The sequence below is a fragment of the Acinetobacter bereziniae LMG 1003 = CIP 70.12 genome, assembly GCF_000368925.1.
In the GTDB taxonomy this organism is placed as follows: Bacteria; Pseudomonadota; Gammaproteobacteria; order Pseudomonadales; family Moraxellaceae; genus Acinetobacter; species Acinetobacter bereziniae.
In genome coordinates this window covers 296,642-313,660 of the sequence record NZ_KB849755.1, presented here as the reverse complement: position 1 = coordinate 313,660, position 17,019 = coordinate 296,642, and the positions used below count along the sequence as shown (strand labels likewise).

Annotated in this window: 16 protein-coding genes; 8 read left to right on the top strand and 8 right to left on the bottom strand. The window is 38.6% G+C overall.

Going from position 1 to position 17,019, the window contains the following annotated elements; all coding sequences use genetic code 11:
- Window positions 1–74: 74 nt before the first annotated feature.
- From F938_RS03350 to F938_RS03340, 3 genes are all read left to right on the top strand, one after another.
- The gene (locus tag F938_RS03350) at window positions 75–1,517 is read left to right on the top strand and encodes a M48 family metalloprotease (protein ID WP_004831090.1); all 1,443 of its coding nucleotides are present in this window, start codon (window positions 75–77) and stop codon (window positions 1,515–1,517) included.
- Window positions 1,518–1,626: 109 nt separating this feature from the next.
- Window positions 1,627–1,986, top strand: a complete 360-nt coding sequence (locus F938_RS03345; RefSeq protein WP_004831089.1) for a hypothetical protein — start codon at window positions 1,627–1,629, stop codon at window positions 1,984–1,986.
- A 304-nt stretch (window positions 1,987–2,290) separates the two neighbouring features.
- Window positions 2,291–2,521 carry a hypothetical protein gene (locus tag F938_RS03340; protein ID WP_004831088.1) on the top strand — a complete coding sequence of 77 codons (231 nt, stop codon included), beginning with the start codon at window positions 2,291–2,293 and terminating at the stop codon, window positions 2,519–2,521.
- Window positions 2,522–2,691: 170 nt separating this feature from the next.
- Here F938_RS03340 and F938_RS03335 read toward each other — a convergent pair whose 3' ends face one another.
- The gene (locus tag F938_RS03335) at window positions 2,692–3,138 is read right to left on the bottom strand and encodes a GatB/YqeY domain-containing protein (protein ID WP_004831087.1); all 447 of its coding nucleotides are present in this window, start codon (window positions 3,136–3,138) and stop codon (window positions 2,692–2,694) included.
- Between the two features lie 39 nt (window positions 3,139–3,177).
- Window positions 3,178–3,393 (bottom strand): 30S ribosomal protein S21, encoded by a 216-nt coding sequence (gene rpsU, locus F938_RS03330; protein ID WP_001136722.1) that lies wholly within the window; start codon window positions 3,391–3,393, stop codon window positions 3,178–3,180.
- Between the two features lie 145 nt (window positions 3,394–3,538).
- Here rpsU and tsaD point away from each other — a divergent pair, with 145 nt between their 5' ends.
- Entirely contained in the window at window positions 3,539–4,564 is a 1,026-nt protein-coding gene (tsaD, locus tag F938_RS03325; RefSeq protein WP_005029398.1) for a tRNA (adenosine(37)-N6)-threonylcarbamoyltransferase complex transferase subunit TsaD, read from the top strand.
- 572 nt (window positions 4,565–5,136) lie between these two features.
- On the opposite strand, the gene F938_RS03320 is transcribed toward tsaD, so the two are convergent.
- From F938_RS03320 to F938_RS03305, 4 genes are all read right to left on the bottom strand, one after another.
- Window positions 5,137–6,237 (bottom strand): DUF6670 family protein, encoded by a 1,101-nt coding sequence (locus tag F938_RS03320; RefSeq protein ID WP_005029396.1) that lies wholly within the window; start codon window positions 6,235–6,237, stop codon window positions 5,137–5,139.
- 332 nt (window positions 6,238–6,569) lie between these two features.
- A complete protein-coding gene (locus F938_RS03315; RefSeq protein ID WP_005029394.1) occupies window positions 6,570–7,109 on the bottom strand; it encodes a hypothetical protein in 540 nt (179 codons plus the stop codon).
- Window positions 7,110–7,227: 118 nt separating this feature from the next.
- The gene (locus F938_RS03310; RefSeq protein ID WP_005029392.1) at window positions 7,228–8,286 is read right to left on the bottom strand and encodes an asparaginase; all 1,059 of its coding nucleotides are present in this window, start codon (window positions 8,284–8,286) and stop codon (window positions 7,228–7,230) included.
- 304 nt (window positions 8,287–8,590) lie between these two features.
- Window positions 8,591–9,826 carry a pyridoxal phosphate-dependent aminotransferase gene (locus F938_RS03305; protein WP_004831081.1) on the bottom strand — a complete coding sequence of 412 codons (1,236 nt, stop codon included), beginning with the start codon at window positions 9,824–9,826 and terminating at the stop codon, window positions 8,591–8,593.
- Window positions 9,827–9,977: 151 nt separating this feature from the next.
- On the opposite strand from F938_RS03305, the gene msrB reads away from it, so the two are divergent.
- The 4 genes from msrB to F938_RS03285 all read left to right on the top strand — a co-directional run bounded on the left by msrB (window position 9,978) and on the right by F938_RS03285 (window position 12,451).
- Window positions 9,978–10,397 (top strand): peptide-methionine (R)-S-oxide reductase MsrB, encoded by a 420-nt coding sequence (gene msrB / locus F938_RS03300; protein WP_004831080.1) that lies wholly within the window; start codon window positions 9,978–9,980, stop codon window positions 10,395–10,397.
- Window positions 10,394–10,876, top strand: coding sequence for a glutathione peroxidase (locus F938_RS03295; protein WP_004831079.1), 483 nt, complete (start codon window positions 10,394–10,396; stop codon window positions 10,874–10,876). Before msrB ends, F938_RS03295 begins: the two co-directional genes overlap by 4 nt.
- 35 nt (window positions 10,877–10,911) lie before the next feature.
- On the top strand, window positions 10,912–11,757 hold the full coding sequence (locus tag F938_RS03290; RefSeq protein ID WP_180644534.1) for an AraC family transcriptional regulator: 846 nt from the start codon (window positions 10,912–10,914) through the stop codon (window positions 11,755–11,757).
- 73 nt (window positions 11,758–11,830) lie between these two features.
- A complete protein-coding gene (locus F938_RS03285; RefSeq protein ID WP_005029388.1) occupies window positions 11,831–12,451 on the top strand; it encodes a LysE family translocator in 621 nt (206 codons plus the stop codon).
- Between the two features lie 75 nt (window positions 12,452–12,526).
- Here F938_RS03285 and F938_RS03280 read toward each other — a convergent pair whose 3' ends face one another.
- Window positions 12,527–15,685, bottom strand: coding sequence for an efflux RND transporter permease subunit (locus F938_RS03280; protein WP_005029386.1), 3,159 nt, complete (start codon window positions 15,683–15,685; stop codon window positions 12,527–12,529).
- A gap of 1 nt (window position 15,686) precedes the next feature.
- Complete coding sequence (locus F938_RS03275) at window positions 15,687–16,862, bottom strand: efflux RND transporter periplasmic adaptor subunit (protein ID WP_004831074.1); 1,176 nt, start codon at window positions 16,860–16,862, stop codon at window positions 15,687–15,689.
- Window positions 16,863–17,019: the final 157 nt, after the last annotated feature.

Below are 17,019 nucleotides of genomic sequence, written 5' to 3'. Positions count from 1 at the left end.
ATATAACACTTCATTGCAAATTTGTTCTAAATTCAATGTTATATTGAAAACACAAAGATTATTGAGCCGATCTATTGAACAAGACCTTACTCAGCTTATGTTTATGTTTGAGCATTTCAATCAGCTCAGCAGCGACATTTACCCAGCATCAAAATGGGGGGCAATTTGATGTTCCTGAAATTGGTGGTGGGGTAGGGTTTATTGATCAACAAAAAGAAAAAACCATTGGTGAAAAAGTCTATCGTCAAGTTCAACAGCAGATGCCTGTACTCCATGACCCATGGTTAGAAGACCAGTTTATGATGGTTTTCTCCAGAATCCTAAGCCAGACCCAACTTGGACAACCTGTCGGCTTGGTGCTCATCAAGGATTCACAAATTAATGCTTTTGCTGTTCCGGGTGGTTTATTTGCGCTCAATACAGGGATGGTCACAGCATCAAACAATATCGATGAAGTTGCCAGTGTGATGGGGCATGAAATCGCCCATGTTACCCAGCGTCATTACAGTCGCTCGCAAGAAGCATTTAAAGGGCAAGGCTTATTGGCACTCGCAGGTATTATTGTCGGTGCTGCATTGGCTTCCAAGGCAGATGGTGATGTTGGCGGTGCTGTGATGATGGGTACACAAGCTGCACTCATGGACAAACAACTGAGTTATAGCCGTAACCAAGAGCGCGAAGCTGATCGTATCGGTATGCAATTTATGTATGGTGCGGGTTATGATCCAGAAAGTATGGCTGACTTCTTTGAAATTATGCATCGAGCAACCAGTCAGCTTAGTTTTTTACCTGATTTTTGGCTTACGCACCCGCTAACAACAGAGCGGATGAGTGAGGCGAGGTTAAGAGCAAATCAATTTCCAAAAGTCACTACACATAGCTCACAGCAAGAATTTGATATCATCAAATGGTATACTTTGGTGGTTTCAGGGCAAGCCAATGATCGTCAGTTAATGGCTTTTGCGCGAAAAAATAATTTTCCCGGTTTGTTGGCATTAAGTGAGTTTTATTTACTCCAAGGTGATTATGACAATGCTCAATCTCAGCTTAATTTGGCTAAACAAATCAATCCAGACCATACTTTGGTAAGCCTAATTCAAACCAATATTTATTTGGGTAGAAACAAAATCGATGATGCTTACCAAACCATTATCACAAAACAGCGCATTACGCCTGAAAATCGGGCATTAAGCTATAAATTGGCTGAAGTGTATTTAAGACAAAATAAGCCGAAAGAAGCTGAACAATTGGTTAATCGATTTGTCAGTAAAAATAATAAAGATATTATTGGTTGGCAATTGTTGCAACAGGCAGCGAATTTAGACAAACAAAATCCGATGCGTACTGTAAATGTTCTAAGAAATAGAGCGGAAGCTCAGTATTGGACAGGTGATGAAGAAAATGCCATTAAATCACTTTTACATGCCAAGCGTCTTGCTAAAGAAAATAATGCAATGAGTGCGCGAATCGAAACAAGGCTTAAAGTAATGCAAGACGAACGAAAAATGAAAATTTAATCGTATTCTTTGTTTTAAATAAACAGATTAAAGAAAATTTACTTTCTATTCTGCTATGAACAGGTTAATCTTAAGAGACTGAGAATGTATAATAAAGTATTTGATTCACATGAAGAAAATTCTAATTTTTTTAAGCGTTTTACTATTTACACATAGTTTATCTGCTGCGGTGCCAGAACAATATGTTCGTGAAGTAGAGCGTATTTCTGCTCAATATAATGCTGATATGAAGTTTTTTTTGCGTAGTTTAGACCCTAAATTGACTCAATTTAATGAACAACAAAAAGCACAGTTTTGTTCAATTGTGCAGAAATATGTGAATGATATATATAAAACAACTGATGAAAGTCGCCAGTATTTACCTTTGACAGTTCAGTCGATGACTAAGCAAAATGTGATTGATAAAGTAATGTCTTCTCCTGAAATGCAGTTACTTCATAAATATAATATTCAATGTGATTTGAAATAGTCTTTGTTTTGATCAGAGGGTATCTAGGAAACATTGAGTTATAGATATGATGCAATTTAAAATTGAAAATAATCAAACATGCTCTAAAAATTATTCAACCCTCTGATGCACATGGTTTATTTTCTACAATACAAGATATGCTAACTGTGTTGAGGAGTTTCTTGAAAACCTTGCATAGGCATTGGATGAACCAAATTTGTAGGTGTTAAAGGCTTTTTGTCAATCACGCTTGATCGCATTGTAAAACCAAGAAAACTTTGTATTTATTATTTGTTTAAATGCTTCAAATGAGTTTTAAGGTGTTATGGATAATCATAATATTGATGGGCAGCTCAATACTGTATCGATTGGTTTTTGGGGAAATGCAAAATTCAAGCAAAAAGGCGATATAACTCAAGCACCAAAGTTATTTATCCATACCTTATTTTCTAAATGGAACTTTGTTGTTTTAAACGCTAATGTTGAAAACTTACTGGTACGAAAGTTGTGTGAAAAGGACGGTTTTTTACTGAAAGTCTTGAATATCAATCTGTAAAGATTCAGTTGATGGTGGTTTGAGAGACATTCGCCATTATCAGATTAAATGTAGAATTGAAATGCTTTTTGATATGATTATTTGGACTATTTAACTGTGTATTATTTCATTGCAAAATAAATGGATTAAATAGACCAAATCAAACAGAAATGTAGATTAATGACTGGGGCTTAGCCAAGTTTTGCTTTAATTTTGGCAGAAACTTGTGCAGGATCGGCACGTCCGGCTATGATCGGACGTAGAGAATTCATCACCTTACCCATATCTTTCATGCTAGTTGCACCTTGCGCTTCAATTGTTTGCGCAATGAGAGAATCAAGCTCGTCCTCTGACATAGCTTCAGGTAGAAATTGAGATAAAACTTCAATTTCGGCTTGTTCTTTACTAGCTAAATCTTCACGGCCTGCGCCTTCAAAGGCTTTGACCGATTCTTTACGTTGTTTGATTTGCTTTTCAATGACCGCAAGAACTTGATTATCGTCAAGCTCTATGCGCTCATCGACTTCGATTTGCTTGATTGCTGCCTGTAGACCACGTATTACCGTTAACTTATCCATTTCTTTAGCACGCATTGTTGCTTTCAAAACATCAGTTATTTGGTTTTTTAAAGTCGTCATTATGTTGTCCAGGTTGAGTCAATCAATCACAAATTAATCTTAGTAAAGGCGAGTTGTACGTACTGATTCACGCGCCAATTTCTTTTGGTAGCGTTTAACAGCAGCAGCTTTTTTACGTTTACGTTCTTGAGTTGGTTTCTCGTAGAATTCACGTTTACGAACGTCAGCTAAAACACCCGCTTTTTCGCATGAACGTTTGAAACGACGAATAGCTACGTCAACTGGTTCGCCTTCTTTCAATTTAACTTGTGGCATGAAGAATCCTCATTAAGTTATGGATAAGATCAGGGTCGAATTACCCTAGATCACAAGTGAAGGTCAGTATTTTACTCATTTACATCTCATATCACAAGTCTATAATAGCTTTGGCAATATTTTGAAATAGGTAAAAGGCAATTTAATGATCGTTCTTGGCTTAGAAACTTCGTGTGATGAAACAGGTTTGGCACTTTATGACAGTGAAGTCGGCTTAAGAGGACAAGTGCTATATAGTCAAATTAAATTGCATGCAGAGTATGGTGGTGTGGTTCCAGAGTTAGCCTCACGAGATCATGTGAGAAAGCTAATTCCTTTGATTAATCAATTGCTTGAGCAGAGTGGTATTAAGAAGTCTGAAATTGATGCAGTAGCATATACACGTGGACCAGGCTTAATGGGTGCATTGATGACAGGCGCTTTGTTTGGTCGAACTTTGGCTTTTGCTTTAAATAAACCAGCGATTGGTGTGCATCATATGGAAGGGCATATGTTGGCACCATTATTATCAGAAACTCCTCCAAAATTTCCATTTGTTGCTTTATTGGTCTCAGGTGGACACACCCAATTGATGGCTGCGCATGGAATAGGTCAGTATGAAATTCTAGGTGAGTCGATTGACGACGCTGCAGGTGAGGCATTTGATAAAGTTGCGAAAATGTTGAAATTACCTTATCCCGGCGGACCAAATATTTCAAAATTAGCTGAACAAGGCAGTAAAGAGGCATTTGAATTTCCACGCCCTATGTTGCATCAAGGCTTGGATTTTTCATTTAGTGGTTTAAAAACTGCGGTTTCAGTACAACTGAAAAAACTTGACACTGAACATGCCAATACTGAAAACTATCATGCTGACATTGCAGCTTCATTCCAAGAAGCTTTGGTGGATACTTTAGTAAAGAAATCAGTAAAAGCACTAAAACAAACGGGTCTAAAAAGTTTAGTGATCGCGGGTGGCGTAAGTGCAAATAAACGATTAAGAGAACGTTTAGAGTTAGACTTAGCTAAAATTAAAGCAACAGTTTATTATGCTGAACCTGCTTTATGTACCGATAATGGTGCCATGATTGCATTTGCTGGTTATCAGCGTCTAAAAGCGGGGCAGCAGGATGGATTAGCTGTGACCACAACGCCGCGGTGGCCAATGACAGAATTAACACAACCTGCTTAATTAAATTGAATGATTTGATCTAATGAAAAGAGGCTGAAGCCTCTTTTTTATGGTGACAATATTGCTGTTGTTTTGAGCATTGAGACTTAATATATAACGTGAGTTCGATGCAATTAAATATTCAACTCATTGAAAAATAATAAATCCATGCAGATATTTGCTGGATTTTCATCCAATTTGAGGATGAGGAGCGGAGATCCGTAAGCGCAACCATCAATAGCGTTTCATTTCTCTTGATCAATAAAATGAAAGCGATCAATAGATTGTTTGATGATCTAAAGCTTGCACTGCCATGCTTTACTTCTAAAGTTTAAATTCTTTTGCGTAGGCGATACCTCACTTTTCAGAGATGAAAAGTGACAAAAATCTTTCGTTGAGCGAGGGGTACATCCTTTACCCCCGCTCAACATGGCGACATCCATGTCGCCCCACGATAGCAACAACATCAATGATTCAAAAAGTACAAAATAAATGAATCATCTAAATCACTTATATGAATAATCAGGCAGTTTGACTGTATCATCTTTCATCAAGGATTTTTATCGAACTCAGGTTATATAAAGTTAATAAAATCAATCATTAAAACTGTTTTGGTCGACCATATCAACATATTCAATATAGCCACGTCCTTCAACAGCAGTTTCTAAATATTGCCCTGCAAAATTATAGGCACTGGCATAACCACGACCATGCCCATAGCGATAAGGGCTATCAATTTCAGCGGTAATATCTAATATAAGTTCATCGGTATCATTATGAACTGTCCAACTAAATAAACGTGGTAAACGCATCTTATGTCCGTCTGGTGCAACATAATCATCAACGTCATGTGCGATTACTTTAAATTCTACTTGTGTATGGACTTCCGCAGGACGATCAGTATGTCGTATATGTAAGGTGTACGCAGCAGGTTTTCCAAGCACATCAACTTTGGTCAACAATAATTGCGTTGCACTATCCAAATTAATGATTTGGTAGGTAAAGAATGTTAAAGGAATTTTATTGTGCTCCTCAAGTAATGTCTTTGAAAGGTTATAAGGACCAACTGCACGTGCATATTCATACGTACATAAGCCTTCAGTAAGCGTATATTCACCTTGATATTCTAATTTTCCTTTAAAGTGACTTAACAGACTAAAATGATCATAAATCGGTGATTTTACAAACCATGATGCATGATCTGAAACATTTAAATCAAATTCAAAATCTAATCCACAATAATGTCCTTTCAAATGAATGTAAGGCAATTGACCAGAAATTGAGACTTCTTCACCTAACGTTATCAGATGATCTGAATCCGAAATATGCGTTTCTTGTGGAATCATATAGGCTTTGAGTAAATGATCTTCTAAGGCTGCGGTACTGGAAAAGAATGTAGCAGATTGTCGAGGATCTCCGTGGGTAATTGCGTCATGATCAAAAGCCAAGACACCTGGAGTACCAATAAAAATCATAATATTTAAGTAGCGATGTGGTTCAGGCAATAGTGGAAAGAAAATTCCATAATGCGTCCACGAATAAAATTTATCATCCACTCGTGGGTGAATGATGTCGGCAGCTGAAAATGGCAAAGTTGAATATTTAACAGCTTGATCAAGCAAAGCTTGTCCTAAAAGTAAACTCCTTCCAGAAAACTTGCTCAAAAATGAAAATTTAGGGAGTATTTTGTTCATTGTATTTCACTAAAATTCTGTCATTTTTATCCTAGGAGGAATAACAAAGGCTCAGAATTGGAGTTTAGGACAAGTTCTATGCTTTACAGGACATCACCGATTTATTTTGTCTGACAATTTAAAACGACAACAAAATCAAAAATGAACAAAGAAAATATAAAAAGATGATAAAAACCAAACTAATCAAAACTAACGCTTAATTAGGAACATATAATGTGGAGCTATTGAGTCAAAAAAGCCAAGAACTTATAATAGAAATACTTGATCTTGGCGAATTGTATGAATTGGACAAAGCAACGTATAGCGCGTGTTAAATTACTCAGCAGAGCGGATTAATCTGGATAAGGAATCCATGTCTTTTTTTTATCATCATATTGATATTGAACTTTGTCGGTATAGGTAGAATCAAAAGATGTAAATGAGCGTTCTTTTTTGATGCTAAAACAGTTTCGAATATTGCTATAGGTTTCATGCGTACCAGGATGATCACCATCAAACTGCGAGCCCATCAAACATAATTTTGGATCATTTAAGGAAAATGTATAGGATGGTTTCTTTTTAACATTGCCTTGGTTATCTTCCCAGCCCGTAAATTGATAATTGAGTGGGTAGGCAATACCAGTTTGGGTATCTAATGCAATCATTTCTAATGAGTCAGAAGTTCCAGTATTTAATAGGATATATTTTTTATCAAAATTAGCCTTCATGTTTTTAAGTGCTGTTTTATATTTTGCGATATTGGCTTTAGCGCAATAATCGCCATTAAAATAATCACTATCACACTCAGATACTTTTTTAAAAGGGACATTGGCAGAAGCGCTAGAAAGGCAACAACCTGAAAGTATGAGGAGTGTTATCAGCTGTATTTTCATTATTTGCACCAAAATGATGTTGTGGTTTTTGCTCAATATTTATTTTTAATGACCATCATAAAAAATGCCACATATTATCGATACAGTTCAATATGTGGCAAGTATTTACCCTAAAGCATTAATATTCCCAGAACATACGCTGGATTTCTTTAGGATCTTTGGTTTTTGTGAGCGCTAATGCCGCTAGAAGTTTGGCTTTTTGTGGGTTTAAATCATGTGCTACAACCCAACCGTATTTATCATCTGGTTGCTCAGCATTACGCAAGATAAAGCCTTGTGGAACACGTGACGAACGAATGATTTGTACGCCTTGTTGTTGAAGTTGATTCAATGTCGGCACAATATAATTCGCAACAGAACCATTTCCTGTTCCCGCATGAATAATTGCTTTAGCGCCAGCTTTTGCATAAGCCAAATATGCATCTGGAAGCATATTGCCAGAACCATAAACGATCTGTACAAGTGGGAGTGTATCACCTTGAATATTTTCAATATTAAATTCAGAACTATTGTTAAAACGCTTAGCAACATTTCTAAACCAATATGGCTTTCCTTCAACCAGTGTTCCTAAAGCACCCCATTGGCTTGCAAATGCATCAGTATGGATATTGATGGCTTTAGTGACATCGCGTGCTGCAAAAATATCATCATTCATCAGCACAAAGACGCCTTTTCCTTTGGCAGTGTCTGAAGCAGCCAATGCGACAGCACTATAAAGGTTCAAAGGTCCATCAGCAGAAAGTGCTGAAGGTGGGCGCATAGAGCCAACCACGACAATCGGCTTATCAGTATGAACTGTGAGACTAAGAAAATAAGCTGTTTCTTCTAATGTATCTGTACCATGTGTAATGACCACACCATTCACATCAGGTTTTTTAACCAATTCATTGACTTTACGCGCAATAGTTAACAGCTCTTTGTCGGTTATACTTTCAGAAGCGACCTGCAAAGCTTGTACACCAGTCACATTGGCAAGGTTTTGGATCTGTGGAACAGCATTGAGTAAATCGTCCACAGGAACCTTTGCCGCAGTATAGGTTGCACTGTTGGTCGAGCTTGCACCTGCTCCAGCGATTGTTCCACCTGTTGCAACAACAACGACATTGTTTTTTGCATAGCTACTAAAGGGCAAAATCATGCCAATTGCAAGCGCAAGTGCAGTAACCGTCTTTTTCATAAGTCTTCCTTTTCAGTCTTTGTTCTGGTCTTAAGCATTTTTTATGCCAGTTTTAAATCTATATAAATACTGGAGTGTTGCCCATACTTATTTAAAAATGCAAGTTTCTAAATAATCATTCAAATTTATAGTTACATACTCTTAAAATGAGATAAAGTCACGATCAGGATGATTTTTCAGCATTCGATGAATATATTGTGCAATATACCGTCAATAGTGTTGTTTGAGCGCATACTGAAGGTTGAGAAGTAAAAAAAGGCATTCAAAAATGAATGCCTTTCGGTGTGCTTGGGATCGGTGAAAATTAACGCATTTTCGCCAAGAAACGGCTTAAACGGTTCATTGCTTCACGAAGCTCATTTTCAGCTGGGAGGAAAACTACGCGGAAATGATCAGGCGTAGGCCAGTTAAAACCTGTGCCTTGTACCAATAAAACTTTTTCAGCTTTTAAGAAATCTAACATGAATTTTTCATCATCTTCGATAGGATAAATTTCTGGATCAAGTTTAGGAAAGCAGTACATTGCGCCTTCAGGTTTAACACAAGATACCCCTGGAATGTCGTTCAACATTTCCCATGCGATATTACGCTGTTCGTACAAACGACCACCAGGACGAATCAAGTCATTAATCGACTGATAACCTCCTAACGCTGTTTGAATCGCATATTGTGCTTGATGGTTGGCACACAAACGCATTGACGCAAGCATGTCTAAACCTTCAATATAATCTGCAGCACGTGATTTATCACCGGTAATCGCCATCCAACCTGAACGGTAACCTGCGATACGGTATGCTTTAGACAGACCATTGAAAGAAATACATAACTGATTACCTGCAAGTGCAGCTACAGAAACGTGTTCGATACCGTCATAGACGATTTTGTCGTAAATCTCGTCTGCAAATAAAATCAGATCATATTTTTTAGCCAGCGCAACAATCTGTTCTAAAACATGACGTGGATATACCGAGCCTGTTGGATTATTAGGGTTAATGACCACAATACCACGAGTATTTGGTGTGATTTTACTTTCCATGTCGGCAATGTCTGGGTACCAATAGTTTTGATCATCACACTTGTAATGAATCGCAGTACCGCCCGAAAGATTTACCGCAGCAGTCCATAATGGATAATCAGGCATAGGAACCAGCATTTCGTCGCCATCATCCAATAAGCCTTGCATTGCCATAACAATCAGTTCAGATACGCCATTTCCGATATACACATCTTTGACATGTAAATCCAAAATTCCTTTTTGCTGGTAATACTGACAAATTGCCTTACGTGCCGGGAAAATACCTTTGGAATCTGTATAGCCGACTGCATTCGGTAAATTTAAAGCCACATCATTGATAATTTCTTGAGGGGCTTCAAAGCCAAACGGGGCGGGATTCCCAATATTGAGCTTAATAATTTTATGACCGGCTTCTTCCATCTCATTGGCCGCTCGTAACACTGGTCCACGAATGTCGTAGCAAACATGCTCTAACTTTGACGATTTTTTGATTTCGCGTGGGGTTGTGTTACCTAAAACGGACATAATCTTATCCAATTATTTTGAGTTAAAAATATAGATTACTGAAATATCACAATCTATGTTGAAATTTAGCTAGAAATTTTCCAAGCTCTAGCGTAAATATGGAAGTACTGAAGCATGACATTGAATGTCAAAGATTTAAAGGAGTTTAATGATGGGAAAACTCAATAAAACAGACCGAGAATGGCAAAGAGAGTTATCACCAGAGGAATTTAAAATTACCCGACAAAAGGGCACAGAGGCTCCTTTTACAGGTAAATATTGGAATACTAAACAGCATGGAACCTATGTTTGTCGATGCTGTGGTACAGAATTATTCACCTCTGACACCAAATATGACAGTGGTTGCGGATGGCCGAGTTTTTTTAAACCGATTAATAATAGTGTTATAGAAGAACAAGATGATCACTCTCATGGGATGGATCGTGTCGAAATTATATGCCATCATTGCGACGCACATTTGGGACATGTGTTTGAAGATGGACCACAACCGACGGGCTTACGCTATTGCGTGAATTCCGCTTCTTTAGAACTAAAATCACAAGAAAAAGGCGACGAGGAAACGTATCCATGACCAACATTTATCAGTTCGAGGCTGAGTTGTTAGAGGGTGAAAATAAATCTTTTTCAGATTACCAAGGAAAAGTTTTATTGATTGTCAATACTGCGAGTAAATGTGGTTTCACTCCACAGTTTGCAGGATTGGAAAAACTTTATGAAAAATATAAAGATCAAGGACTTGAAGTTCTAGGTTTTCCTTGCAATCAATTTGGTGGACAAGATCCGGGTACCAATGAACAAATTGGCAGCTACTGCCAGCGTAACTATGGTGTTTCATTTCCTATGTTTGCCAAAGTCAATGTCAAAGGACCAGAAGCACATGTGATTTTCCGTTATTTAACCAATAACAGTAAAGGTATTTTGGGGAATGGCATTAAATGGAATTTTACGAAATTCTTGATCAACAAAAAAGGAGAAGTGATCAACCGTTACGCGCCTACAACCAAACCTGAAGATATTGAGCAAGACATTGAAAAAGCCTTGGCTGAATAATCAAACATGTGTATCTCAGTCAAATTGCTAAGATGATGTACTCAGATACAACTGTTGAATTTTGGAGTGATCCACAAATGCCCTATGTTGAAACACGTAGGGCATGTCAGAGTCGAATTTGTTATAAATCCCATAGTCATCCGACATTTTCAATTGGTGCTGTGGATTGTGGTATCAGTCGATTTAGCAGTTACTTTGCTCAGGATCAACAAATACAAGCAGGTAGCTTGGTCATTATTCCTGCAGAAATTGAGCACTCCTGTAACCCACTGGAAAATGAGGTTTGGAGCTATCAAATGATGCATTTGGATGCACATTGGGTTGTTCAACTCTTTTCAGAATTGGTTGAGGATATTGAGCAACTTTATCCTCAGCATGTTCCGGTATTAAAACCTCAGATTATCCATCATTCAGATGCCTATCAGTCGTTCACTCAACTCAATCAGGTATTGTTTGATTCATCTTCATCCATTTCATTCAAGCAACAAAAGTTAGTTGAAGTCTTATCTGAAATTTTACTGTCACATTTTGAGTTGGATCTTTTAAAGCAATCCGATTATTTTCAAAAGTATTTGAGTAGAATGATTGCTTTAATTGAACGAAGTCAGCACATTCTTTCTTTGGATGAATTAAGTCAAGCGGTGGGAATTAGCCGTTATGCGATTATTCGCTTATTTAAAAATAATTTTGGTCTTACACCACATGCTTACCAACTTAATCAGAAAATAAATACTGCCAGACATCTTTTAAAGTCGGGTCAAACAATCGTTCAGACTGCACATGCCTTGGGCTTTAACGATCAAAGCCATTTTCACCATGTCTTTAAATCCCATACAGGTATAACACCTAAACAGTTTCAGACCCAATTTTTGAGTGCATAATTGCGCAATTTTTTACAAGATTAGCGGGTCCAAAAATATCTAAGCTGATTTAAATATTTTTTGGAATCGGCTAATGGAACTGTTTTTAATTGTTGCAGTCACACATTTTATTGCTTTACTTTCTCCCGGACCTGATTTTTTTCTGATTTTAACCACATTATTTAGAGAAGGGCGACACGCGGCAAAATGTGTATGTCTTGGTATTGTCTTCGGTAATATCGTGGTGATCGGCTTTATGTTTATTTCACTGTTTATGCTCGGGCAACTTCATCATGCTATTTTAGATGTGGTGAAATGGGGTGGGATAATTTATTTAAGCTATTTATCCTATCGCTGCTTTACATATGCATGGCATGCTGATTTTACTCATGATACTCAAGTAAGTAGTAGTGAGCAGAAAGTCCCTAAAAAACTAAAATCATTGTTTTATGGCATTCACTCCAGTGTTTTAAATCCTAAAAATATTCTATTTTACGGCACAATCATTTTAGTGATCTATCGACCCTATACAACATGGCAATTATGCTTGGTGAGTTTATGGATGGTCTGTGTCGTATTATTTTGGAATTTATGGCTGATTCATCTGATGAGCCAAAAAAAGGCGTTGCATTGGTTTCAATCGAAAATAAAAGCGATTTATTATTTATCGGGGCTATGTTTTGCCGTATTTGCTGGGATGTTGTTGTTTAGCTGATTGAAATGCCGATCTAAATTTTGCTTTAGATCGGCATTATTTTTTGATTTACCCGTTTTTCCTAATATTTAGCCTTCACTGTGAAAGTGGAGCTTCTGATGGTTTAGTGGTTTTATTGCGTCTAAACAATATATTGTGAATGTCATCAATAAAGGTATATACCACAGGAATAACCAGTAAGGAGAGAAAAGTACTGGTGATCAGCCCCCCAATCACAGAAATTGCCATTGGCGCTCTAAAGCTTGGATCAGTACCAATACCCAATGCAATTGGCAACATTCCTGCACCCATTGCTAAAGTCGTCATAATAATAGGTCGCGCACGTTTATGACAGGCATCGAGCAGTGCATTGATACGGGAATATTGTCGTTCACTCCGTGCGATAATGGCATAATCCACCAACAAGATTGAGTTCTTACTGGCAATACCCATCAACATAATCAAGCCGATCAGACTTGGCATGGAAAAACTGCTCTTTGCCAAAAGCAGCAATACAAATGCACCCCCCAGAGATAAAGGTAAAGCAACCAAAATGGTGATGGGTTGTAAGAAGTCTTTAAACAATAATACCAACACCACGTAGATACAGAGTACACCCGTCAACATGGCGAGACCAAAGCTCTCAAATAGCTGTTGCATCACATCCGCATCACCAAGGTTGGTACGCTTTACTGACGGTGGCAAGTTTTTAATGGTTGGAAGTTGATCTACTGCATTGGCAACATCACCTAAAGGTTGATCATTGAGTTCGATATTAAAATTGATATTGCGCAATCGATTAAAGCGGTCGATTTGTGAAGGTCCACTTTCAATATTAACCTGAGCAATCGTCCCTAACATCACAGGACCTTTACTGCCTGTAATCATCAAGCGCTTAATCAAGTCTTGATCTTGGCGTGCAGATAAAGGCAGTTTGATCACAATAGGAATTTGCCGTTGTGACAGATTTAATTTTGCCAAGTTCTGATCAAAATCACCCGCAGTGGCAATACGAACAGTTTCAGCAATATTTTGAGTGGTGACGCCTAAATCCGCTGCTTTTGCAAAATCAGGACGAATCACTAATTCTGGACGAATTAATGCAGCACTTGATGTAATACTGCCAATATTAGGTATGGTGCGAATCTCACGTTCGACTTGACGTGCTGTGCTGATGAGAACATCAGGATCATCCCCTGAAAGTGCAATTTGATATTGACTGTTATTACCTGCAATACCGACTTGAATACGTGCGCCTGGAAGTGGTGCCAAGCGTTGGCGTATATCATTTTCAATTTTTTGTAAGCTGACAGAGCGGTCTGAGCGGTCGGTGACTTGAATGGTTAAGGTGGCTTTTCTCGGTTCACTAGAAGCGCCACCAGCAAATGGATCGGTTCCTGAAGATCCACCACCAATTGTGGTGTATACACTTTTAATTTCAGGATGATCTTTGATTAAATTGCGTGCATATTCAGCTGCTTTCAAACTATCAGGAAACTGAGAGCCAGGTGGTAACTCTACTCGTACTTGGGTTTGTCCAGTATCTGGCGGTGGCACAAAACCCGTTGGTAAGAGTGGAATCAGCATAATTGAGCCGACAAAAAATAAAATAGCGCTGCCCAATGTGATCCAACGGTGGTTTAAACACCATGTGACCATTCGCATATACGCTCGCATGACACGACCATCTTTTGCACGATCATGTGCTAACTCAAGATCCCCATGATCATTGGGATGTTGTATTTGATTTTCTTGTACCTGTGGCGTTTCTATTTTACCGATCCACGGTTTGAGAATATATGCTGACATCATCGGCGTGAGCAAACGTGCCACTAAAAGTGAGGCAAAAATTGCCAATGAAGCAGTCCAACCAAATTGAACAAAGAATTTACCTGCAATACCACTCATAAATGCTGTCGGTAAAAATACTGCAATCAGGGTAAATGTTGTGGCAATGACGGCTAGTCCAATTTCATCTGCTGCCTCCATTGCAGCTTCATAGGGTGTTTTACCCATCCTGAGATGCCGGATGATATTTTCAATTTCGACAATAGCATCATCGACCAAAATCCCAACCACCAAGGACATCGCTAAAAGCGTGACAGTATTTAAGGTGAAACCGAGATAGTACATCCCGATCAAAGCAGGTAAGATCGACAAGGGCAGTGCTGTTGCGGCAATGATGGTTGCTCGCCAATCCCGTAAAAACAGCCAGACCACTAAAATGGCGAGAATTGCACCCTCATACAAGAGCGACATCGAGCCTTTATAGTTATCGACCACAGGATTTACAAAGTTAAATGCTTCGGTGATTTTGATATCTGGATGAGCTTTTTTTAATTGATCCAATGCTACTTTGACGCCTGTTTCAACCTCAACCTCACTTGCACCTTTACTCCGTGTAATTTCGAATCCAATAACAGGGTGACCATTTAATAAAGCTGCAGAACGTCGTTCAGCAATGCCATCACGTACAGTAGCAACCTGATCAAGACGGATATGTCTGCCATCGCTCAGTGCGATATCCATAGTACCAATTTCAGCAGCAGTTTTAACGGTTGCAATGGTACGGATGGACTGTTCACTGCCTCCGATTTTGGTTTGACCACCTGAAGCTTCTTGCTGAATCAGTCTTAATTGACGGGTAATGTCTGTTGCTGTCGCGTTAAGTGCTAAAAGTTTTTCAGGGTCGAGTTCAACTTCGACTTGACGAGTAACCCCTCCAACCCGAGAAACAGCACCAACCCCTTTGACTTTTAACATGGCACGGGCAATATCGTAATCGACAAACCAAGATAGTGTTTCTTCATCCATTCGAGGAGATTGAATGGTATAGGTCAGGATCGGTGAGCCAGATAAATTGATTTTGCTGACAATGGGGTCACGTAAATCCGCTGGTAAGTCTGAACGCACTTGCGAAACGGCATTGCGGACATCATCGACAGCTTCTTGCAACGGTTTTTCTAGTTGAAACTCGGCTGTAATGACCACCACACCATCTTGAATATTGGTATATTGATTTTTAAGCCCTTGTAGAGTAGCAATTGAATTTTCAATTTTACGTGCCACTTCTGTTTCAAGTTGAGGTGGAGCAGCACCGGGTAAAGCCGCCGTAACAGTGACCATCGGCAACTCAATATCAGGGAATTGTTGTATTTTCATCCAATGAAAACACATTAAACCCGCTAATCCGAGCATAATGAAAAGTAAAATGCCAGGAATTGGATTTTTAATTGACCAAGCGGAGAAATTCATATTATTTCTCCTGTGGAGCCACAAGTTGTTTTGTTAACGGGGTATCTGGAATGGTTTGACCCAGTTTGACCAAATCCCCATCTGCCAAGAAACCTGTTCCTGAGGCAACAATTCGAGTATTGGCAGGTAAATCAAGAATTTCTACTCGATCATTCAAACGTCTACCAATGCTGACTTTTTGTTGAGAGACACGATTATCTTTATTCACTATGAATACATAAGAGAAACCATCACGTAACAAGACTGCGGTTTGTGGTACAGTTAAAGCGGGTTTTTGACCTAAATCAAATTCGCCCTTTACAAACATGCCCATACGAACTGCGTCAGTGGTTGGAATATCGACATAGACCAAACCATAGCGTGTTTGTGGGTCGATCACAGGTGCAATCATTCTTACTGTCCCTTGAACAGCAGATCGAGAAGGATCAGGCGAGGTAATTTGGGCTGTCATACCTTTCGCTAGTTTATATAAATCAGTGGAGGTAACTTCAGCACGCCATTCCAAACGATTATCACGAATTAAGCGAAACAACTCTTGACCAGTTTGTGCCAAAGAACCCACAGTCGCAGTACGTGCAGAGATTACGCCGTGATCAGGAGCAATGACTTGGGTTTGTGTTAAGCGGAGTTGATTGCTATCAATTTGTGCCTTCGCAGCATCTAGACGAGCTTGAGCTGTATTCCGTGAAGTCAGATATTGAGTAGCTTCCTGTTGAGAAATTGCGCCAGTATTTTTAAGTTGTTGGATACGTTGATTATTGAGAATTGCATCTGCAAGTACGGCTTTTGCTTCAGCATAATTGGCTTTTGCTGTAGCTAGTTCAGCACGAATACTTTCGCTATTGATTTCAGCAAGTACTTGCCCACGTTGAACTGAATCACCAACATTGACATTGACTTTGGTTATGCGCTGTCCAGACAGTTCACTACCGATGACGACTTCTTGCCAAGCAGCAATATTTCCATTGGCGGTAAAGTTTTGTTTCCAATTTTGAAGCTCAGGCTGTACCACTGTAACGGTGAGAGAGGGTTTGGTATTCGACGAGGGTGTATCTACATTTTGTGAAGAAACTTGTTTTTTATTTGAAGATTTCCACGCAAAGAAAATCACCACTAAAACAATAACACTCACTGCAACAACGATCCAGATTTTTGAATTTATGCGTTTTTTTTGCATTGGGTCATGCGATTTCATTTTAGTTTTTTAAATAGGTAAAGATAGTGCAGTATCTCTAAACGATCTAGGTTTGGTCAAGCTTTGAGTGGGTTGTATCTGTGATATTTTTCAAATTTAAATGTGTATTTTTTTATCTTGAACGTACTATGAATTAGAA